Below are 21,722 nucleotides of genomic sequence, written 5' to 3' on the forward strand. Positions count from 1 at the left end.
AAACCTTCCGTTAAATCGTGCCAAATACCAGCAACAACAGGCATGCGAAGACCGGTACCGCAGCCGTCAGGCTATCGATGCGATCCAGTATTCCACCATGTCCTGGGATAAGGTGACCGCTGTCTTTGATCCCTGCTTCACGCTTGAACATGCTCTCGGTTAAATCCCCAAGAACGGACGCCAGTGCGGCAAAAATAGAACAAATCAGCAGCGTGGTCGGTGCGACGTCAAGATTCGCCCACACGCCATATCCCCAGGAGATAATCGCCGCCGTAAACAGACCGCCGATGAACCCCTGCCAGGTTTTGCCAGGCGACACTTTCGGCGCCAGTTTATGTTTGCCAAAGAGTTTACCAAACATATAGGCCCCGGAGTCAGCACCCCAGACGAGAATCATCACATAGAGCAGCCACAGTGAGCCGCTGTAGTGGTTGTCGTCGTAGTGCCAGACACGCAGCACAAGCATACCCCAGAAAAAAGGAACAATTGTGAGCAGGCCGAAAATCAGGCGCAGCGTTTTAGAGTTGCGCCAGAATGTTGCAGAGCCGGGATAAAAAAGCACCAGCAGCAATGCGACAACCCACCAGCCCAGCGAGGCCCACAGGGAACCCTCAATCAATGGCTGATGGATATTGTGATGATACTCAGGCAACAACAACAGCATCAGCGCCAGTAACAGGCCACAGAGTACAGCTAGCCATACCCGCTGAGTGCGCGAAGTAAAGCCGCTAAGCTGCCCCCATTCCCACGCGGCGAGCATACACACCACCAGCGTGACAATGGCAAATCCCACCGGTGGCAGTAAAAACAGCGCCGCGATAACGATGGGTATTAATACAAAAGCGGAAATCAGGCGATACTTCAGCAAAAGCTACCCCCATCAGACTTTTTCGGCGCCTGGCTCAGTGCCGCCGAAGCGACGCTCACGATTGGCAAAGGCATTCAGCGCACCTTCAAAGTCTTGTTCATCAAAATCGGGCCAAAGAACATCCGTAAAGTAAAGTTCGGCATAGGCAATTTGCCAAAGCAAAAAGTTACTGATTCGATGTTCTCCCCCTGTCCTAATAACCAAATCCACAGGTGCCAGTTCGTTCATGCAGATTTGCTGACCCAGCGCCTCTTCATCAATTTGGTCGGGTCTTAACAGCCCTTCCTGAACTTGCTCAGCCAGATGCCGAACACCCTGGATAATGTCCCAACGTCCACCGTAATTCGCCGCGATATTGAGCGTCAGACCGGTATTGTTTTCGGTCACCGCTTCCGCTTTACGAATGCGTTCCTGCAGACGTGAGTTGAAACGACTGGTATCACCGATAATGCGCAAGCGGACGTTGTGGCGGTGCAGGCTTTTTACTTCGCTGTCGAGCGCCCACACAAACAATTCCATCAACGCAGTCACTTCCTGCGGCGGTCGATTCCAGTTTTCACTGCTGAAAGCATAGAGCGTTAACGCATCAATGCCGTTATTGGCGGCAAAAGATACGGCGCGGCGAACAGATTTCGCCCCAGCTTTATGCCCAAAGGCTCGTATCTTCCCTTGTCTTTTCGCCCAGCGGCCATTGCCATCCATGATGATTGCTACATGGCGACAGCCATGAGCTGGCAAGTTTTCGCTTATTGGTTGATTCGCAGACAACATAACGCGTTTTTAGTCCCTGAAAGGATTTAACGGTACTCAGGAATACTGAAGCCTTTCCACAAAAAAGCCGTGTAAACCACGGCTTACCTGACCACTTTACGTCAAATACCAGCGATCAGGTGGCGCAGACTATATCACCGAAGCCCAACGCTAACAAATAGCACGACGACTCGTGGGTGGATTATCGCCCGCTTGCGAGACGCGTCACTTGTTCGCGTGCAACGACGCGCGCTTGCGCATCGACTGCCAGCACTTCTTCCACGCTCTGCGGTTCACGCAAATCCATCGCTTCAAGCACCGAAAGATTGAGTGCCGCGATATCCGTAAAGCGGATGTGCTGATTCAGAAATGCCTCAACGGTCACTTCATTGGCGGCATTGAGCGCGGTAGTCGCTGCTTGTCCCTGATCGAAGGCGTTCATCGCCAGTTTCAGACAAGGGTAGCGATCGTAGTCAGGCTCGCTGAAAGTCAGTGAGCTGATTTTGCAAAAGTCGAGCGGTTTTACCCCTGAGACTACACGGTTCGGCCACGCCATCGAATGGGCGATAGGCGTGCGCATGTCCGGTTCGCCCAGTTGCGCCAGCACGCTACCGTCCTGATAGCGCACCATCGAGTGAATCACCGACTGCGGGTGGATCAGCACTTCCATCTGTTTCGCCGATGCATTAAACAACCAGCGAGCTTCAATGTATTCCAGACCTTTGTTCATCATAGTGGCGGAATCGACGGAGATTTTTCGTCCCATCGACCAGTTCGGATGCCGACAGGCCTGATCGGGCGTCATTGCGGCCAGTTCAGACAGCGGCGTTTCACGGAATGGGCCACCAGACCCGGTAAGCAAAATTGACACCACGCCATTCTGCTCAAGTGAAGCGTACCCCAGGTTTTCCTGAAAAGGTTGCGGTAAACTCTGAAAAATCGCGTTATGTTCGCTATCTACCGGCAAAAGTCGCGCACCTCGCGCTTTCACGGCTTCCATAAACAGGCGGCCGCAGGTCACCAGCGACTCTTTATTTGCCAGCAGTACCGTCTTACCGGCATCGATAGCAGCAAGCGTTGGCAGTAAACCCGCTGCCCCCACGATGGCCGCCATGACCTGGTCCACGTCACTTAGCGCAGCCATTTCGCATGCGGCCTGCTGACCACTTAAAACCTCAGTGCGACTGCCATTCTCTGTCAGTAACGTTTTGACCTGGCGAGCACTTTCCTCGTCATCCATCACCGCATAGCGGGGAGTAAACTCCAGACACTGTTCAACCATGCGCTGCACGTTCTTACCGGCCACGAGGGCGATTACCGTGTACTGGTCAGGGTTGTGACGAACAACGTCGAGAGTGCTGCAACCGATAGAGCCGGTCGAGCCGAGAAGAGTTAAATGCTTCATGAGATGCCCGGAAGAAAAGTTAGACCATATAAAAGCAAAACGCCGCCAGCAAAGTCACAGGACTTTCTGAACGGCGTTTTATCAGATGACGTCAGAAATCAGAACTGCATCAGTTCCGCTTCTTTATCTGCCAGCGCCGCGTCAACTTTCTTGATCGCAGCGTCAGTCATTTTCTGCACGTCGTCCTGAGAACGACGATCGTCATCTTCGCTGATTTCTTTCTCTTTCAGCAGCGCTTTCACTTTATCGTTCGCATCACGACGCACGTTACGCACGGCAACGCGAGCGCCTTCAGCTTCGCCACGCACGACTTTGATCAGCTCTTTACGGCGTTCTTCTGTCAGTGGAGGCAGCGGAACGCGGATATCAGTGCCCGCAGAGCTTGGGTTCAGACCCAGATCGGAAGCCATGATGGCTTTTTCAACAGCCGGGCCCAATGAACGATCGAAAACGTTGATTTTCAGGGTACGGGTGTCTTCAACCGTTACGCTCGCCAGCTGACGCAGCGGAGTTGGGGTACCGTAGTATTCCACTACAATGCCATCCAGCAGGCTTGGGGAAGCACGACCAGTACGCACTTTGCTGATTTGGTTTTTGAACGCTTCTACGCATTTTTCCATGCGTGTTTCAGCATCTTTTCTGATGTCGTTAATCACGTTACGAATCCTTGAACACTAGTCTCAGGCAGACTATCCGCCAGCACAGCCGCTATAGGTGTGCTAAGTATAGTCGCGTTTAATTCATGACAACGCCAAAGGCGCGTCCAGGTAACAAACCCACTACAAAAGTAATGCGGAATCTTACCTGTATTTGTCGTCAACGGAAATTATTCCGTGATCAAAGTGCCTTCTTTTTCGCCCATCACTACGCGACGCAGTGCACCAGGCTTATTCATGTTAAAAACACGAATCGGTAATTTGTGGTCACGAGCCAGCGTAAAGGCGGCAAGATCCATCACTTTCAGCTCTTTATCCAGCACTTCGTTGTAGCTCAGCTGATCATACATGGTCGCAGTCGGATCGGTTGCTGGATCGGCAGTAAACACGCCGTCGACTTTGGTGGCTTTCAGCACCACGTCTGCTTCGATCTCGATCCCGCGCAGGCACGCTGCGGAGTCGGTCGTAAAGAACGGGTTACCGGTACCGGCGGAGAGGATCACCACGCGGTTATTGCGCAGCAGGCTGATCGCCTCTGCCCAGCTGTAGTTATCACATACGCCATTCAACGGAATAGCGGACATCAGGCGGGCGTTCACATAGGCACGGTGAAGCGCATCACGCATCGCCAGGCCATTCATCACGGTTGCCAGCATACCCATGTGGTCGCCCACAACGCGGTTCATACCCGCTTTCGCCAGACCAGCGCCACGGAAGAGGTTGCCACCGCCAATAACTACGCCAACCTGGATACCCAGTTCAACCAGTTCTTTGATTTCCTGTGCCATGCGGTCAAGAATGCTTGCGTCAATACCGAAGCCTTCCGTTCCCTGCAGTGCTTCGCCACTCAGCTTAAGCAGAATGCGTTTGTACACGGGTTTTGCATTGGTAGCCATGTTTCTTTCCTGAGACTGTCAACGATTAAGATGGGGGTTAATTCTGGCGACATAGTATGCCGCTTATCAGTACAGAAACCAGAGGGCTCTGTCTGATTTACACATGAGGGGCAAAAAGAAGCCGCCCTCAGGCGGCTCCTTCGCAATCATTAAGACTGCTTGGACATTGCAGCAACTTCTGCTGCGAAGTCAGTTTCAACTTTCTCGATGCCTTCGCCCACTTCGAAGCGGATGAAGCCAGTTACGTCAGCGTTGTGCTCTTTCAGCAGCTGAGCAACAGATTTGCTTGGATCCATAACGAAAGGCTGGCCAGTCAGAGAAACTTCGCCGGTGAATTTCTTCATGCGGCCTTCAACCATTTTCTCTGCGATTTCTTTAGGCTTGCCAGACTGCATGGCGATGTCCAGCTGAACCTGGTACTCTTTTTCTACTACTTCAGCAGACACGTCTTCTGGTTTCACGAATTCTGGCTTGCTTGCAGCGATGTGCATAGCCAGCTGTTTAACCAGCTCTTCGTCAGCGCCTTTAGCCGCAACCAGAACACCGATACGTGCGCCGTGCTGGTATGAACCCAGAACGTCGCCTTCCAGTGCTGCAACACGACGGATGTTGATGTTCTCACCGATTTTAGCAACCAGAGCAACACGTTCTTCTTCGAACTGTGCTTTCAGAACGTCAACGTCAGTGATTTTGCCAGCAACCGCTGCGTCCAGTACTTTGTTTGCAAAAGCCTGGAAACCGCCGTCTTTAGCGACGAAGTCAGTCTGGCAGTTAACTTCCAGAATGATGCCGTAGGTGCCGTCGATCTTAGTGATGATCACGCCGTCAGCTGCAACGTTACCTGCTTTTTTCGCCGCTTTGATTGCGCCGGATTTACGCATGTTTTCGATTGCCAGCTCGATGTCGCCGTTCGCTTCAGTCAGCGCTTTTTTGCAATCCATCATGCCTGCGCCAGTACGCTCGCGCAGCTCTTTTACCAGGGATGCGGTAATTTCAGCCATTCTTTAATCCTCGGGAGAGATGTCCTGCCCGGTTTAAGAAACCAGACAGGCTTAAAAGTGAAAAAGGGGCCAGATAGAGGCCCCTATTTATACACGGTACTAAATAAGGGACAGAACCTTATTATTCAGCTTCTACGAAGCTTTCTTCCGCCTGGGAAGCCAGATCCTGGGAACGGCCTTCACGAACGGTAGCAGCAACAGCGCTCAGGTACAGGCTAACAGCACGGATTGCATCGTCGTTACCCGGGATAACGAAGTCAACGCCGTCCGGATCGGAGTTGGTATCAACGATAGAGAATACCGGGATACCCAGGTTGTTAGCTTCTTTGATTGCGATGTGCTCGTGATCAGCGTCGATAACGAACAGAGCGTCTGGCAGACCGCCCATGTCTTTGATGCCGCCCAGGCTGTTTTCCAGCTTGTCCAGCTCACGAGTACGCATCAGCGCTTCTTTTTTGGTCAGCTTATCGAAAGTACCGTCCTGAGACTGGGTTTCCAGATCTTTCAGGCGCTTGATGGACTGACGAACAGTTTTCCAGTTGGTCAGCATGCCGCCCAACCAGCGATGGTTCACGAAGAACTGATCGCAGCTGTTTGCAGCTTCTTTCACAGCTTCGCTTGCAGCGCGCTTAGTACCAACGAACAGAATCTTACCTTTACGGGAAGAGATCTTGTTCAGCTCAGCCAGGGCTTCGTTGAACATTGGTACAGTTTTCTCAAGGTTGATGATGTGAACTTTGTTACGCGCGCCGAAGATGAAAGGCTTCATTTTCGGGTTCCAGTAACGGGTCTGGTGACCGAAGTGAACACCAGCCTTGAGCATGTCGCGCATGGAAACAGTTGCCATGTTTAAAACCTCTATTTAAAAGTTGGGGTTATGCCTCCACGTATCCCATATTACCGACCCCGAAGGGCACCCCGGAATATGTGCCGATACGTGTGTGTTATTTACACAATGTGAGAGTTGTCGCCTCTGGTCCATCTTGTGTATTACAAATGGATCGGAAGTCCGGCGCGCTTTATACCACAAAACGCCACCATAAACCAATAATTGTTGGCGGTGTGTGCTGTTAATGATTCTCAATTTGGCAGGCAACGCTCCAGACTGGTACCATTGACAACACTTAGACTAGTATTGTCGAAAAAATCGACACCGATGGACAGATTACATGGCTATCTCTATTAAGACCCCTGAAGAAATTGAAAAGATGCGCGTCGCCGGTCGTCTGGCCGCTGAAGTGCTGGAAATGATCGAACCGTACATCAAACCGGGCGTCAGCACCGGCGAACTGGATCGCATCTGTAACGACTATATCGTCAACGAGCAGCACGCGGTCTCTGCCTGCCTCGGCTATCACGGTTTCCCGAAATCCGTCTGCATCTCTATTAATGAAGTGGTGTGTCACGGTATTCCGGATGACGAGAAGTTGCTGAAAGATGGCGACATCGTCAACATCGACGTGACCGTCATCAAAGACGAGTATCACGGCGACACCTCCAAAATGTTTATCGTCGGCAAACCGACCATCCTCGGTGAGCGTCTGTGCCGCATCACCCAGGAGAGCCTCTACCTGGCGCTGAAAATGGTTAAGCCGGGCATCCGCCTGCGTACCATTGGTGCCGCGATCCAGAAATTCGTGGAAGCGGAAGGTTTCTCCGTCGTGCGCGAATACTGCGGTCACGGCATTGGCCGCGTGTTCCACGAAGAGCCGCAGGTTCTGCATTACGATGCGGATGACGGCGGTGTGGTGCTGCAAAAAGGCATGACCTTCACTATCGAACCGATGGTGAACTCCGGCGACTACCGCATCCGTACCATGAAAGATGGCTGGACGGTAAAAACCAAAGACAGAAGCTTGTCTGCGCAGTACGAGCATACTATTGTGGTAACAGACAACGGCTGCGAAATTATGACGTTGCGAAAGGATGACACCATCCCGGCGATACTCTCGCACAACGAATGATAAGAAGCCGGCAAATGCCGGCTTTTTTAATGGCTATAGCTTTTACTTATGGGTGGCGCACGAGATGAGTAACCTTTTACCCGAACAGTATCCGAACACGGCACTCCCCACCCTGCCCGACCAGCCGGACAATCCTGGAGTCTGGCCGCAGCGCGAGCTCACGGTGGCGGATATTAAAGCGCATATCGACGTTTTTCAGCGCTGGCTGGGTAAAGCCTTTGACGAGGGTATTTCGGCGGAAGAGCTCATCGAAGCGCGCACCGAATTTATCGATCAGCTGCTGCAACGCCTGTGGATCGAGTACGGTTTTGGTCAGATAAGCGACGTCGCGCTGGTCGCCGTGGGCGGCTACGGGCGCGGTGAACTGCACCCGCTTTCCGATATCGACCTGCTGGTGCTGAGCCGCAAAAAGCTGCCCGACGAACAGGCGCAAAAAATTGGCGAACTCCTGACGCTTCTGTGGGACGTGAAGCTGGAAGTTGGTCACAGCGTCCGCACGCTCGAAGAGTGCCTGCTGGAAGGGTTATCGGATCTCACGGTCGCCACCAACCTGATTGAAACGCGCCTGCTGATCGGCGACGTCGCCCTGTTCCTTGAGCTGCAAAAACATATCTTCAGCGACGGTTTCTGGCCGTCGGAGCGCTTCTTCGCCGCAAAAGTAGAAGAGCAAAACGTACGCCACCAGCGCTATCACGGCACCAGCTATAACCTTGAGCCGGACATCAAAAGCAGTCCCGGCGGCCTGCGCGACATTCACACCCTGCAATGGGTCGCCCGTCGCCATTTTGGCGCGACGTCCATGGATGAGATGGTCGGTTTTGGCTTTTTAACCGAAGCCGAACGCAACGAGCTTAACGAATGCCTGCATCTGCTGTGGCGCATCCGTTTTGCCCTGCATCTGGAAGTGACCCGCTACGATAACCGTCTCTTGTTCGACCGCCAGCTCAGCGTCGCCCAGCGCCTGAACTACAGCGGCGAAGGCAACGAGCCGGTTGAACAGATGATGAAGGATTTCTTCCGCGTCACCCGCCGCGTCTCTGAGCTTAACCAGATGCTATTGCAGCTCTTTGATGAAGCCATCCTGGCGCTGACCACCGATGAAAAGCCGCGTGCGATTGATGATGAATTCCAGCTGCGCGGCACCCTCATCGACCTGCGCGATGAAACGCTGTTTATCCGCGAGCCGGAAGCGATCCTGCGAATGTTCTACACCATGGTGCGCAACAGCACGATCACCGGGATCTACTCCACCACGTTGCGTCATCTGCGCCATGCGCGCCGCCATTTGACGCAGCCTCTTTGCTATATCCCGGAGGCGCGTTCGCTCTTCCTGAGCATGTTACGCCACCCCGGTGCTGTCAGCCGTGGTCTGCTGCCGATGCACCGCCATAGCGTGCTCTGGGCCTACATGCCTCAGTGGTCGCACATTGTCGGCCAGATGCAGTTTGACCTGTTCCATGCCTACACGGTGGACGAACACACCATTCGCGTGATGCTGAAACTGGAGAGTTTCGCTAAAGAAGAGACTCGGTCGAAGCACCCGCTGTGCGTTGAGCTTTGGCCGCGCCTCAGCCACCCGGAACTGATTCTGATTGCCGCCCTGTTCCACGATATCGCCAAAGGACGCGGCGGCGACCACTCGGTGCTCGGAGCCCAGGACGTGCTGAAATTTGCTGAACTACACGGCCTGAATTCGCGCGAAACCCAGCTGGTCGCCTGGCTGGTGCGCCATCATCTGCTGATGTCCGTCACCGCCCAGCGCCGCGATATTCAGGACCCGGAAGTGATCAAGCAGTTCGCCGAAATCGTTCAAACTGAAAACCGCCTGCGTTTTCTGGTCTGCCTGACGGTCGCGGATATCTGCGCCACCAACGAAACCCTGTGGAACAGCTGGAAGCAGAGCCTGTTGCGCGAACTCTATTTCGCGACCGAAAAACAGCTGCGTCGCGGGATGCAAAATACGCCGGATATGCGTGAACGCGTGCGTCACCACCAGCTTCAGGCGCTGGCGCTGCTGCGAATGGACAACATTGATGAAGAAGCGCTGCATCAGATCTGGTCGCGCTGCCGGGCCAACTACTTTGTCCGCCACAGCCCAAATCAGCTCGCCTGGCACGCGCGGCATCTGCTGAAGCATGATCTGAAAAAACCGCTGATCCTGCTAAGCCCACAGGCAACGCGCGGCGGGACCGAAATCTTTATCTGGAGCCCGGATCGGGCCTATCTGTTTGCCGCCGTCTGCGCAGAACTCGACCGGCGCAATCTGAGCGTTCACGACGCGCAAATTTTCACCACCCGCGACGGCATGGCGATGGACACCTTTATCGTGCTGGAGCCGGACGGCAGCCCGCTCTCATCCGACAGGCACGAAGGCATTCGCTTCGGTCTGGAACAGGCGATTACCCAGCACAGCTGGCAGCCGCCACAGCCGCGTCGCCAGCCGGCGAAATTGCGCCATTTTACCGTCGATACGGAGGTCAATTTCCTGCCGACCCATACGGACCGGAAATCGTTCCTCGAACTGATCGCCCTTGACCAGCCGGGCCTGCTGGCGCGCGTTGGCCAGGTTTTTGCGGATCTGGGAATTTCGCTGCATGGCGCCAGAATTACAACCATTGGCGAGCGAGTAGAAGATTTATTCATAATCGCCACCGCCGACCGACGTGCCCTTAATAATGAGCTGCAACTTGAGGTACAACAACGGTTGACAGCAGCCCTCAATCCAAACGATAAAGGGTGACGTGTTTTTTAGTGAAATGGAAAGAGTAAAAACAATGCAGCAGTTACAGAACGTTATTGAGTCCGCCTTTGAGCGTCGCGCCGAAATTACCCCGGCAAATGTGGATACCGTCACCCGCGAAGCGGTGAATCAGGTGATTTCTCTGCTTGATTCCGGCGCGCTGCGTGTCGCGGAAAAAATTGACGGCCAGTGGGTAACTCATCAGTGGCTGAAGAAAGCCGTGCTGCTCTCTTTCCGTATTAACGATAACCAGGTTATCGACGGAGCAGAAAGCCGCTACTTCGATAAAGTGCCGATGAAATTCGCTGATTACGACGAAGCGCGTTTCCAGAAAGAAGGTTTCCGCGTGGTTCCGCCTGCGGCCGTTCGCCAGGGCGCGTTTATCGCACGCAACACCGTACTGATGCCGTCCTATGTGAACATCGGTGCTTACGTTGACGAAGGCACCATGGTGGATACCTGGGCAACCGTCGGTTCCTGCGCGCAGATCGGTAAAAACGTTCACCTGTCCGGTGGCGTCGGCATCGGTGGCGTTCTTGAGCCACTGCAGGCCAACCCAACCATCATCGAAGACAACTGCTTCATCGGCGCGCGCTCCGAAGTGGTTGAAGGCGTGATCGTAGAAGAAGGCTCAGTGATCTCAATGGGCGTCTACATCGGCCAGAGCACCCGCATTTACGATCGTGAAACGGGTGAAGTGCATTACGGTCGCGTTCCGGCCGGTTCGGTTGTCGTTTCCGGTAACCTGCCGTCTAAAGATGGCAAATACAGCCTGTACTGTGCGGTTATCGTAAAAAAAGTCGATGCGAAAACGCGGGGCAAAGTCGGTATCAACGAACTGCTGCGTACGATCGATTAATCGGGTATAACAAAAAGCGGGGGCCACCCCGCTTTTTTTACATCTGATGGTGGCGAAGATAGATTTTTTCGTTAATTATTCATAGGTTATGTTGAGCTCAAGGGTACCGCTATGTACGATAATCTGAAAAGTCTGGGCATTACCAATCCTGATGAAATTGATCGTTACAGCCTCCGCCAGGAAGCGAACAACGATATTCTGAAAATCTATTTTCACAAGGACAAAGGAGAGTTTTTCGCGAAGAGCGTGAAGTTCAAATACCCGCGTCAACGTAAAACCGTCGTCGCTGATGGCGTCGGCCAGGGGTATAAAGAGGTTCAGGAAATCAGCCCGAATCTCCGCTATGTCATTGATGAACTCGATCAGATCTGCCAGCGCGATCGCACCGAAGTCGATCTTAAACGTAAGATCCTTGACGATCTGCGTCATCTTGAAAGCGTTGTGACCAACAAGATCAGCGAAATTGAATCGGATCTTGAGAAGTTAACGCGCGGGAAATAAATGCAAAACGGCAACTCCCGGTTGCCGTTTTTTGTTTTTCACTCTTCCTTAAAAGAGGGCGGAGTTAAGGCGTCAGGCCGTACATCACCGCTGCTCATCCAGTTGCAACGCCACATACAGCAGCAACCTGTCATCGAAATTCCCCAGATCCAGACCGGTCAGTTCCGAAATACGGTTCAACCGGTATTCCAGCGTATTGCGGTGAATAAACAGCGCTTTTGAGGTCGCCAGCGGCTGAACGTTATGACGAAACCAGGCCTGCAGCGTACGGCGCAGTAGCCCGTTATTATCCATCGCTTTCAGGCGCACCAGCGGTCGCGCCAGCTCATTGGCCTGCCAGCCGCCGCGTAAACTGTCGAGCAGCACCGGCAACATTAAATCCTGATAGAAATAGCCCCGGCTTTCGGGCATCCGCTGTTTCCCCACCATCATGGTGGTGCGCGCCGTTCGCCATGAACGCGCGATGCTGCCCGGCCCGCTGAAATAGTTGCCGAGCGCGACGCGGAAACGCAGCTGCCCGTTCTCTTTCATGCGTGAGATAAGTTGCTCAACCCGACGCCGATGGTCTTCCGCATCCCAGCGGCCAAACGGGTTCAGCGCCGGTTTCAGCACCACCATTTCCGTCAGCGACACGATTGCTACCAGGTTATTCCGCTCCGGTGTCGCCAGCGCGTTTTGCAGCTGCTGCAGCTCCGCCATTGCGCTATCCACACCAAGCTGACCGCTGTCTACCTCAATCACCGCCACCACGCGCGGTTGATTGAGATCGATACCCAGACGCTGCGCCCACTCCGTGAGCGCCGGCGTGTGCTCTTCGGCCTGAATCAGGTTCATCACCAGCTCTTCGCGCAGACGGCTGTCCTGGGCCAGGAGGTGCATCAGGCGCGATTGCTCCAGCATCATCTCGGCGGTCATGCACACCAGTTCACCGTATTTTCGCAGTGATTCTGGCTCGCCGGTCAGGCCGATGACGCCCACGATCTCCCCTTCCAGACGTAGCGGCAGGTTTATCCCCTGACGCACGCCGTGCAGGTGTCGCGCCACCGCATCGTCGATATCCACCACCCGCCCCTGGGAAAGCACCAGAAGCGCGCCTTCGTGCAATTCCCCAATGCGCTCACGATCGCCGCTGCCGATAATTCGCCCACGGGCATCCATTACGTTGATATTGGTATCGATGATGCGCATGGTTCGCGCCACGATTTCCTGCGCCATTTTGGTATCAAGATGCCAGCCAGCCATGTAACCCTCCTGTGAGCTGAGCTCAAGCATAGGGGAGTTCAAAGGGTGTCGCATTGTGCGGATGCACAAAGTCAGGGGGAGAAGTATGGACTTGTGGAAAGGGTCACAGAAACGAAGAAAGCCCCTGCCTGATAGCAGGCAGGGGCTGAGGGGATTACTGCATCAACAGGTACAGCGTAGTGTCACCACGCTGAATATTCAGCGCCAGCACCGTTGGTTTGCTGTCGAGAATTTTGCGCAGTTCCGCGATGTTTTTCACCGGCTGCTGGTTTGCGCCGATAATCACATCGCCTTTTTTCAGGCCAATACGCGCCGCCGGAGTGTTAGCTTTGACATTGCTCACCACCACACCTTTATCCGCACCTTTGTTGCTCATATCCGCACCTTCAATACCGCTGAAGATAGTGCTGGAGTCGACCTGATTTTGGCTGCTCTGCTGCAGTTCCAGACTCACGTTCACCGGTTTGCCATCGCGCAGCAGGCCCAGGTTCACTTTGCTGCCGACCGGCATAGAGCCGACTTCAGCACGCAGCGCCGCGAAGCTGCTGATTGGCTTGCCGTTCAGGGTGGTGATCACATCACCGGCCTTGATACCGGCCTTCGCCGCAGAAGAGCTCGGCATGACCTGGCTGACGAATGCGCCGCGCTGAGCGTCAACTTTCATTGCTTTCGCCAGCTCGGAGTTCAGCTCTGTACCCAGAATACCCAGCTCGCCGCGTTTCACCTGGCCAAACTCAACCATCTGACTGGTCAGGTTTTTCACCATGTTGCTTGGGATCGCAAAGCCGATACCGATGTTGCCGCCGTCCGGTGCCAGGATCGCGGTGTTAATCCCGATCAGCTCACCGTTCAGGTTCACCAGCGCACCGCCGGAGTTACCACGGTTAATCGCCGCATCGGTCTGAATGAAGTTTTCGTAGTTTTCCGCATTCAGGCCGCTACGACCCAGCGCAGAAACGATACCGGAGGTCACGGTTTCACCCAGACCAAACGGGTTACCGATTGCCACGGTGTAATCACCAACGCGCAGAGCATCGGAGTCAGCGAGTTTAATCGCCGTCAGGTTTTTCGGATCCTGAATCTGGATCAGAGCGATGTCAGAGCGAGGATCTTTACCCACCACTTTGGCATCAAATTTACGGCCATCGCTCAGCTGCACTTTGATGGTGCTGGCGTTGTCCACCACGTGGTTGTTGGTCACAACATAGCCTTTCGCGGCATCAATAATGACACCTGAGCCGAGCGCCATGAATTTCTGCTGCTGACCGCCGCCGTTACCCGTACCTGGGCCATCATCGCCCGCGCCGCCACCCTGACAGAATGGCGAACTCTGGAACGGGGAACCGTCCTGGCAGAACGGTGAGTTGTCACCGAAGAACTGCTGGAAGTTGCGCGGCATGCGCGGTGTATTAACGGTTGTGCTCCCCTCAACGTTAATACTCACCACCGATGGCATCACTTTTTCGAGCATCGGGGCAAGGCTTGGCATCTGCTGCGCCGTGGCGGCCGAAGAGGCGGTCTCGGCTGCGGTGGCAGTCAGAGGGGATAACGCTAAACCTAAACTCAGAGCCAGTGCACTCATTGCTAATGTGGTTTTTTTCATGTTCTCAATCTCGATTTACAGATAACGCAAAATTGCTGTGTACATCAGATTCGTTTTATAGCCCGAAGTTCCGGGAATAAGTTTTTGGAAAAAGTAAAAATTTATTGTTCGTCTTTACAAAACTCATTCATTATTCCACTGCCATCAGGCGCCGGTATTCATCCCATGCATACAAATCGGTCATTCCGCTGATATAGTCCTGAATAAGACGGCAGCGATAATAATATTCCAGCACCGGCCACTGCACGGTATCGCGTTCAATTTTACTCACCGCTTCGACGTAGGCAAGACGATGGCGTGTCGAGAGTTTATGCAGCAGCCGCGTTTCTATCGGCAGACGCTTAATACGATCTTTTTCCACCAGCTCGGTAAAATCGTCGACGGATAATTGCAGCAGCGGTCGATAAATTTCCAGCAGGCCGCTGATCACCCGGTAACCCTGCAATTCCAGCTGTTCGACGTCGGGATGGCTGAATACATGCCGCATCGCAACGTTCTTATACAACTCAAGCAGTTGGCTGAAGCCACTGTCATCTTCCAGCAGCGCGTGATTAAACTCCCCGCTAAAAATCGCCGGCAAATTATCGATAAAACGTGATGCCGCGTAGGGCACCAGTTTATTTAATGTATTGACGCGCAAATACATAAAGAACTGATCTTCTGTGCTGCGACTCAATGAATTAGAACGCGATTTATCCCACGCATTTTCGACCACCTGAGAAAACAGAGAGCCTTTCTCATGCGTGCCCCAGGCCTCGTAAAGATGCTGGTAAAGCTCTTCAACGCTGAATATTCTTTTCTCAACCGCGTCTTCCAGATCGGCCACGCAATAGGAGATATCGTCGGCGGCTTCCATAATCCAGGTCAATGGAAAGCGGCCATGCGGCGTCAGCGAAAGTTCTTTACGCAGCCTTTCAATATAGCGTTCTTCGGATAAATAATAGCCGGGCTTTTTCATTAAATAGCTGTGCGTCGCGGGCGGTTCACCCATCCACCACGCCGGGCGGGTGTATTTCAGAATGCAGCCGACCTGCGCCCACGTCAGGTTCATGCGCATCAGGGAGTGCACCAGCCGAATCCCCTGCGCATTGCCTTCGAACTGGCAAAGATCCTGCCGCACCTTGCGACGCAAATCGTTTAAGGTCTCTTCGCCTTCGCGCAGACGAAGCGCCCTGACGATACAACGGTCATCGCTCAGCGGCTGGCTTGCCGCATCGGAGGGGAACAGCTTCTGTTTGAACCAGTCGTTTATCGCCGCCTCGCCAAAATGACCAAACGGCGGGTTGCCAATGTCATGCATCAGACAGGCCATCTCTACGATGCTCTCGAACGGCCCGGTCAGTTCATCCAGACCGTAGGTTTCGAGCAAACGCTGCTCTTTCAGGCGACTTAAAATCTCTTTGGCGATGTAACGCCCGACCTGCTGTACTTCCATGGAATGGGTGAGGCGCGTGCGAACCGCGGCATTACGCTCCAGCGGGAACACCTGGGTTTTTTGTTGCAGGCGGCGGATCGCCGGGGAGTTCACAATGCGCCCGCGATCGCTTTCAAAGATACGCAGGATCTCGTGCTCGCTCTTTTCTCCCTGCGGAGAACGGAAACGACGATGCCAGTTAATTTTGTTGCGAAAATCGATTGGTGCCATGAGCTCCCCCGCCTGAGAATGCGTTTCCCCTGATGCGCATGATAGACTATGCATCTTAACAAGGCACATCGCGAGTAAATCTATGAAAATCGGCATTATTGGTGCAATGGAAGAAGAAGTTACGCTGCTGCGTGACAAAATTGAGAACTGTCAGACGCTCTCTCTGGGTGGGTGTGAAATCTACACCGGCCAGCTGAACGGAACTGACGTCGCTCTGCTGAAATCAGGCATCGGTAAAGTGGCGGCAGCACTGGGCGCGACCCTGCTGCTTGAGCGCTGCAAACCGGACGTAATCATCAACACCGGTTCTGCGGGCGGTCTGGCTCCTACGCTGAAAGTGGGCGATATCGTGGTCTCCGATGAAGCGCGCTATCACGATGCCGATGTCACGGCATTCGGTTACGAATATGGCCAACTGCCTGGCTGCCCGGCAGGCTTTAAAGCCGACGATAAGCTGATTGCTGCCGCAGAAAACTGCATCGCCGAGCTGAACCTGAACGCCGTGCGCGGTCTGATTGTCAGCGGTGATGCGTTCATCAATGGCTCTGTCGGTCTGGCGAAAATCCGCCACAACTTCCCACAGGCGATTGCCGTAGAGATGGAAGCGACCGCTATTGCACATGTGTGCCACAACTTCAGCGTGCCGTTTGTGGTGGTTCGCGCCATCTCCGACGTGGCCGATCAGCAATCCCACCTGAGCTTCGACGAGTTCCTGGCAGTTGCCGCCAAACAGTCCACCATCATGGTCGAAACCCTGGTGCAGAAACTGGCGCGTGGCTAAGTATGCAAGGGCGCTGGTCGCCCTCTTCTTACTTGCACCGGCGTGGCTTGTGGCCGCGCCGCGTGTTATTACCCTCTCCCCCGCCAATACGGAACTGGCTTTTGCCGCCGGGATCACCCCCGTGGGTGTGAGCAGCTTTTCTGACTATCCCCCGGAAGCGAAAAAGATCGAAGAGGTCTCGACCTGGCAGGGGATGAATCTCGAGCGCATCGTGGCGCTAAAGCCGGACCTGGTGCTTGCCTGGCGCGGCGGGAATGCCGAACGTCAGGTCAACCAGCTCTCATCGCTCGGCATAAAAGTGCTGTGGGTCGATGCCATCAGCATTGAGCAAGTGGCACAGGCGTTACGTGATTTAGCCCCCTGGAGCCCGACGCCGGAAAAAGCGCTGCAGGCCGCACAGCAAATGCTGAACGACTACGCTGCACTGAAGAAAAAGTACGACACGCCGGTGAAAAAGCGCGTCTTCCTGCAGTTTGGCAGCCAGCCGCTGTTTACCACCGGAAAAGGGTCGATACAGAATCAGGTTCTGGAAGTGTGTGGCGGTGAAAATATCTTCGCAGCAAGCCGCGTTCCCTGGCCTCAGGTCAGCCGTGAACAGGTACTGGCGCGTCAGCCACAGGCCATTGTGGTGATAGGGAATGCGAGTGAGATTCCGAAAATTGAAAATTTCTGGCAAAGCCAGCTAAAAATTCCCGTTATTGCCCTACACAGTGACTGGTTTGAACGGGCAAGCCCGCGTATTATCCTCGCCGCAAAACAACTCTGCTCTGCCCTGGCGCAGAGCCATTAATTAGGCCCTCATTCTCTGAGGATTGAAAAATGCTCGTTTATTGGCTGGATATCCTTGGCACAGCCGTTTTTGCTATCTCCGGCGTTCTGCTTGCGGGCAAATTACGCATGGACCCCTTTGGCGTATTAGTGCTCGGCGTGGTGACGGCCGTCGGCGGTGGGACGATCCGCGATATGGCGCTCGATCATGGCCCGGTGTTTTGGGTCAAAGATCCCACCGACCTGGTGGTCGCGATGGTGACGTGCCTGCTGACCATCGTGCTGGTGCGCCAGCCACGCCGGTTACCAAAATGGATCCTGCCGGTGCTTGATGCCGTGGGTCTGGCGGTGTTTGTCGGGATTGGCGTCAATAAAGCCTTCATGGCGGGAACCGGTCCGCTGGTGGCAATCTGCATGGGCGTATTGACCGGCGTCGGCGGCGGGATTATCCGCGATATTCTGGCGCGCGAAATCCCAATGATTCTGCGCACCGAAATCTACGCCACCGCCTGTATTATCGGCGGAATTGTCCACGCAACCGCGTTCTACACCTTTGGCGTCGAGCTGGAAACCGCAGCGATGATCGGCATGGTGGTGACGCTGGTGATTCGTCTGGCGGCAATTCGCTGGCACCTGAAGCTGCCGACGTTTGCACTGGATGAAAACGGAAGGTAAAAGCAAAACGGCAACCCAAGGTTGCCGTTTTTGGTGTTCGTACCCTCTCCTGGTCGGAAAAGGCCGCATCACTGTTAAATACTGAACGAAGATCCACACCCACAGGTGCTTTTCGCGTTCGGGTTAGTCACCACAAAGCGCGAACCTTCCAGGCCTTCGGTGTAATCCACCGCGCCACCGACCAGATATTGCAGGCTCATCGGGTCAACGACCAGCGCGACACCCTGCTTCTCAATGGTCATGTCACCGTCGTTAATCTGATCGTCAAAGGTGAAACCATACTGGAAGCCGCTGCAACCACCGCCGGTAATATAAACACGCAGTTTCAGCTCCGGATTATTTTCATCCGCAATCAGGCTTTTCACTTTAATGGCTGCTGCTTCGGTAAACTGCAACGGCAGCGCTACGTCATCACTCATTTTTTGCTCCCATGAATACTGCTACTGAATCGGATTAAAAAACATCCAATTCTTTTTTTCATTATCTAATACCCTGGTAATTCATTCAAGTATTCTGCTTCTCAGCCAGTGCCGCCTCCTGCTTCGCCAGGGTACGCGCAAGAATGGTGGAGTATAACGGCTTTCCGCCAAGGAATTGGGCTAATAGTGTCGCGCCGAGACAGGTAATGATCATTGGCAAAATGAGCTGATAATTGTCGGTCATCTCCAGAACCAGCACGATGGCGGTCAGCGGCGCGCGCAACGACGCCGCCAGCAGCGCCCCCATTCCGGCAACGGCAAAGGTCCCGGCCTGCAACTCATACGCCGGGAATCCCGCTGCGGCGGCCATTCCAAAAGCGGTGCCGAGCAACATTCCCAGCGCCAGCATCGGCGCAAAAATTCCGCCCGGGGCGCCCGAGGAAAAACAGAGCAGCGTCGTCACCACGCGGGAGATAAACAGAAACAGCAGCATTCCCAGGCTAAAATTGCCGGCCACGGCGATGGGAATCAGGTTGAATCCGCCGCCTGCTGCACCCGGTTCGATCACGCCCAGCACACCGCACATCCCGCCGAGCAGACCGCCGATCAATACCCATTTCGTGATATTACCGCCGTGAATGCGCTGGAACATATCCTGTGTTTTGAGTATCAGGAAATTAAACAGCGGCCCCAGCACGCCAAAAATCATCCCCAGAATCAGATACAGCCACAGCGTGTTCACCGGCGCATTGGTGAGCTTACCCACCTCAATGACTGCGGATTCGCCGTTGAAAATACGAAACACAATGCTCGACATGATCACGCCAGTGAAGACCGCCTTGATCGAGATAAGGTTGTAGCGAAACTGCGGGCGCATCTCTTCGATGATAAACAGTATCCCGGCCAGCGGCGCGTTGAAGGCCGCCGAAAGCCCCGCCGCGGCCCCGGTCGCCAGCAGCGTATGGCGTGCTTCGCCGCTGCGCATGCGGAAAACATCCGCCACCATCCGCCCGATATTTCCGCCGAGCTGCACCGTTGGCCCTTCACGGCCTAACACCATGCCTGCCCCGAGCGTTCCCATCCCACCGATGAATTTCACCGGAATCACCCGCCACCAGCGCACCGGACGCAGCTCTTCCAGCGCGCCTTCGATCTCGGGAATACCCGATCCGCCCGCCTCCGGGGCAAATTTGCGTACCAGGAAATAGCCCAGCATTGCCAGAAGCGCCGACAAACCAAAAGCCATCGACCACAGCAGCCACGGGTTATCGGCCACACCGCCCAGCGTGCCGATGCGCCAGTTTTGTACGCCATTGACGGCTTTCTCAAACGCCACGCCCACAAGCCCTGCGAGCGTTCCGACTACTGCGGCCATCACCAGGATCACCAGCGGCGTTTTGTCGCGATTCAATAAGCGTCGAACGCTGACCCGACGGCGCTGGCGGGCAAATTGCTGTTCTTCAAAAGAGGAGTTTTGTGCTGTCATCACGGCTTCTTTTATTGGTCATACAATTAACGCAGGGATTTTAATGCCCCTGACGCTGCCCGTCGCCTGAAAAATCCTAAACAATTGTTCAGGATCATTGGGGCAAAAATTTTATAACCTTCGGCGAATCCCTTAGAATAGCTGGCTAAACCCTTTTCTACGAACCAGGAACGACGCTATGAGTAAGTCTGAAAACCTCTACAGTGCAGCACGCGAGCTAATCCCAGGCGGGGTCAACTCTCCTGTTCGCGCCTTTACCGGCGTCGGCGGAACGCCGCTGTTTATTGAACGTGCGGACGGCGCGTATCTGTACGATGTGGACGGCAAAGCCTATATCGATTATGTCGGCTCCTGGGGTCCGATGGTGCTGGGTCACAACCACCCGACTATCCGCAATGCGGTGATTGAAGCTGCACAGCGCGGCCTGAGCTTCGGTGCACCTACCGAGATGGAAGTCAAAATGGCGGAGCTGGTGACCGAACTGGTCCCGACCATGGACATGGTGCGCATGGTGAACTCCGGTACGGAAGCCACCATGAGCGCTATCCGCCTAGCGCGCGGCTTTACCGGTCGCGACAAAATCATCAAATTCGAAGGCTGCTATCACGGTCACGCCGACTGCCTGCTGGTAAAAGCCGGTTCCGGCGCGCTGACCCTCGGCCAGCCGAACTCTCCGGGCGTACCGGCAGATTTTGCCAAACACACCCTGACCTGCACCTATAACGATCTGGAGACGGTTCGCGCCGCCTTCGAACAGTATCCGCAGGAGATCGCCTGCATCATCGTGGAACCGGTCGCGGGTAATATGAACTGTATCCCTCCGCAGCCAGAATTCCTGCCAGGCCTGCGCGCGCTGTGCGACGAATTCGGCGCGCTGCTGATCATCGACGAAGTAATGACCGGCTTCCGCGTGGCGCTGGCAGGTGCTCAGTCTTATTACGACGTGGTGCCAGACCTGACCTGTCTGGGCAAAATCATCGGCGGCGGTATGCCGGTGGGCGCCTTTGGCGGCCGCAAAGAGGTGATGGAAGCGCTGGCCCCGACGGGTCCGGTTTATCAGGCGGGTACCCTGTCCGGTAACCCGATTGCGATGGCGGCAGGTTTTGCCTGCCTGACCGAAGTGGCGCAGCCGGGTATTCACGAAACCCTGACCGATTTGACCACCCAACTGGCGAACGGGCTGTTGGAAGCCGCAGAAGAAACGGGCATTCCGCTGGTGGTGAACCACGTGGGCGGCATGTTCGGGATCTTCTTCACCGATGCGAAAACCGTGACCTGCTATCAGGACGTGGTGAAGTGCGACGTTGAGCGCTTTAAGCGTTTCTTCCATCTGATGCTGGAAGAGGGTGTGTATCTGGCACCGTCAGCGTTTGAAGCGGGCTTTATGTCCGTGGCGCACAGCGAAGAAGATATCAATAACACCATCGACGCAGCGCGTAAGGTGTTTGCGAAGCTTTAATCGC

20 protein-coding genes are annotated in these 21,722 nt (G+C 54.6%); 8 read left to right on the forward strand and 12 right to left on the reverse strand.

Features of this window, described 5'->3' with window-relative positions; translation table 11 throughout:
* Positions 1 to 10: 10 nt before the first annotated feature.
* From cdsA to rpsB, 7 genes are all read right to left on the reverse strand, one after another.
* Positions 11 to 868 (reverse strand): phosphatidate cytidylyltransferase, encoded by an 858-nt coding sequence (gene cdsA, locus OVA10_RS20495; RefSeq protein WP_107702222.1) that lies wholly within the window; start codon positions 866 to 868, stop codon positions 11 to 13.
* 12 nt (positions 869 to 880) lie between these two features.
* Positions 881 to 1,639 carry a (2E,6E)-farnesyl-diphosphate-specific ditrans,polycis-undecaprenyl-diphosphate synthase gene (ispU, locus tag OVA10_RS20500; protein ID WP_100777556.1) on the reverse strand — a complete coding sequence of 253 codons (759 nt, stop codon included), beginning with the start codon at positions 1,637 to 1,639 and terminating at the stop codon, positions 881 to 883.
* A 181-nt stretch (positions 1,640 to 1,820) separates the two neighbouring features.
* Positions 1,821 to 3,023, reverse strand: a complete 1,203-nt coding sequence (gene ispC, locus OVA10_RS20505) for a 1-deoxy-D-xylulose-5-phosphate reductoisomerase (protein ID WP_181827357.1) — start codon at positions 3,021 to 3,023, stop codon at positions 1,821 to 1,823.
* Between the two features lie 98 nt (positions 3,024 to 3,121).
* Positions 3,122 to 3,679, reverse strand: a complete 558-nt coding sequence (frr, locus tag OVA10_RS20510) for a ribosome recycling factor (protein ID WP_095280841.1) — start codon at positions 3,677 to 3,679, stop codon at positions 3,122 to 3,124.
* 170 nt (positions 3,680 to 3,849) lie between these two features.
* Positions 3,850 to 4,575 (reverse strand): UMP kinase, encoded by a 726-nt coding sequence (gene pyrH / locus OVA10_RS20515; protein WP_100777558.1) that lies wholly within the window; start codon positions 4,573 to 4,575, stop codon positions 3,850 to 3,852.
* A gap of 149 nt (positions 4,576 to 4,724) precedes the next feature.
* The gene (gene tsf / locus OVA10_RS20520) at positions 4,725 to 5,576 is read right to left on the reverse strand and encodes a translation elongation factor Ts (protein WP_100777559.1); all 852 of its coding nucleotides are present in this window, start codon (positions 5,574 to 5,576) and stop codon (positions 4,725 to 4,727) included.
* 121 nt (positions 5,577 to 5,697) lie between these two features.
* Complete coding sequence (gene rpsB / locus OVA10_RS20525; RefSeq protein ID WP_100777560.1) at positions 5,698 to 6,423, reverse strand: 30S ribosomal protein S2; 726 nt, start codon at positions 6,421 to 6,423, stop codon at positions 5,698 to 5,700.
* Between the two features lie 322 nt (positions 6,424 to 6,745).
* On the opposite strand from rpsB, the gene map reads away from it, so the two are divergent.
* The 4 genes from map (at position 6,746) to OVA10_RS20545 (ending at position 11,640) form a co-directional block, all read left to right on the forward strand.
* Positions 6,746 to 7,540 carry a type I methionyl aminopeptidase gene (map, locus tag OVA10_RS20530; RefSeq protein ID WP_102104629.1) on the forward strand — a complete coding sequence of 265 codons (795 nt, stop codon included), beginning with the start codon at positions 6,746 to 6,748 and terminating at the stop codon, positions 7,538 to 7,540.
* 64 nt (positions 7,541 to 7,604) lie between these two features.
* A complete protein-coding gene (glnD, locus tag OVA10_RS20535; RefSeq protein WP_102104628.1) occupies positions 7,605 to 10,280 on the forward strand; it encodes a bifunctional uridylyltransferase/uridylyl-removing protein GlnD in 2,676 nt (891 codons plus the stop codon).
* A gap of 34 nt (positions 10,281 to 10,314) precedes the next feature.
* Positions 10,315 to 11,139, forward strand: coding sequence for a 2,3,4,5-tetrahydropyridine-2,6-dicarboxylate N-succinyltransferase (gene dapD / locus OVA10_RS20540; protein ID WP_008501915.1), 825 nt, complete (start codon positions 10,315 to 10,317; stop codon positions 11,137 to 11,139).
* Positions 11,140 to 11,250: 111 nt separating this feature from the next.
* Entirely contained in the window at positions 11,251 to 11,640 is a 390-nt protein-coding gene (locus OVA10_RS20545) for a DUF3461 family protein (protein WP_100777563.1), read from the forward strand.
* An 84-nt stretch (positions 11,641 to 11,724) separates the two neighbouring features.
* On the opposite strand, the gene cdaR is transcribed toward OVA10_RS20545, so the two are convergent.
* The 3 genes from cdaR to dgt all read right to left on the reverse strand — a co-directional run bounded on the left by cdaR (position 11,725) and on the right by dgt (position 16,130).
* Positions 11,725 to 12,882, reverse strand: a complete 1,158-nt coding sequence (cdaR, locus tag OVA10_RS20550; protein ID WP_181827355.1) for a DNA-binding transcriptional regulator CdaR — start codon at positions 12,880 to 12,882, stop codon at positions 11,725 to 11,727.
* A 154-nt stretch (positions 12,883 to 13,036) separates the two neighbouring features.
* Positions 13,037 to 14,485, reverse strand: coding sequence for a serine endoprotease DegP (degP, locus tag OVA10_RS20555; protein WP_123429461.1), 1,449 nt, complete (start codon positions 14,483 to 14,485; stop codon positions 13,037 to 13,039).
* Between the two features lie 130 nt (positions 14,486 to 14,615).
* Entirely contained in the window at positions 14,616 to 16,130 is a 1,515-nt protein-coding gene (gene dgt / locus OVA10_RS20560) for a dGTPase (protein WP_248859691.1), read from the reverse strand.
* 82 nt (positions 16,131 to 16,212) lie between these two features.
* On the opposite strand from dgt, the gene mtnN reads away from it, so the two are divergent.
* Genes mtnN through OVA10_RS20575 form a run of 3 tightly spaced genes read left to right on the forward strand, consistent with a single transcriptional unit; the run spans position 16,213 to position 18,354 of the window.
* A complete protein-coding gene (mtnN, locus tag OVA10_RS20565) occupies positions 16,213 to 16,911 on the forward strand; it encodes a 5'-methylthioadenosine/S-adenosylhomocysteine nucleosidase (RefSeq protein WP_123429463.1) in 699 nt (232 codons plus the stop codon).
* Positions 16,904 to 17,701, forward strand: coding sequence for a vitamin B12 ABC transporter substrate-binding protein BtuF (gene btuF / locus OVA10_RS20570; protein ID WP_129035400.1), 798 nt, complete (start codon positions 16,904 to 16,906; stop codon positions 17,699 to 17,701). The genes mtnN and btuF overlap by 8 nt, the downstream gene beginning before the upstream one ends.
* Positions 17,702 to 17,730: 29 nt before the next feature.
* Complete coding sequence (locus OVA10_RS20575) at positions 17,731 to 18,354, forward strand: TRIC cation channel family protein (protein WP_100777569.1); 624 nt, start codon at positions 17,731 to 17,733, stop codon at positions 18,352 to 18,354.
* Positions 18,355 to 18,428: 74 nt separating this feature from the next.
* On the opposite strand, the gene erpA is transcribed toward OVA10_RS20575, so the two are convergent.
* Entirely contained in the window at positions 18,429 to 18,773 is a 345-nt protein-coding gene (gene erpA, locus OVA10_RS20580) for an iron-sulfur cluster insertion protein ErpA (protein WP_100777570.1), read from the reverse strand.
* Between the two features lie 85 nt (positions 18,774 to 18,858).
* A complete protein-coding gene (clcA, locus tag OVA10_RS20585) occupies positions 18,859 to 20,259 on the reverse strand; it encodes a H(+)/Cl(-) exchange transporter ClcA (RefSeq protein WP_107702230.1) in 1,401 nt (466 codons plus the stop codon).
* Positions 20,260 to 20,437: 178 nt separating this feature from the next.
* Here clcA and hemL point away from each other — a divergent pair, with 178 nt between their 5' ends.
* Positions 20,438 to 21,718, forward strand: a complete 1,281-nt coding sequence (gene hemL, locus OVA10_RS20590) for a glutamate-1-semialdehyde 2,1-aminomutase (protein WP_100777572.1) — start codon at positions 20,438 to 20,440, stop codon at positions 21,716 to 21,718.
* Positions 21,719 to 21,722: the final 4 nt, after the last annotated feature.

Origin of the sequence: Lelliottia sp. SL45 (assembly GCF_026672535.1) — a bacterium.
Classification (GTDB): Bacteria; Pseudomonadota; Gammaproteobacteria; order Enterobacterales; family Enterobacteriaceae; genus Enterobacter; species Enterobacter nimipressuralis.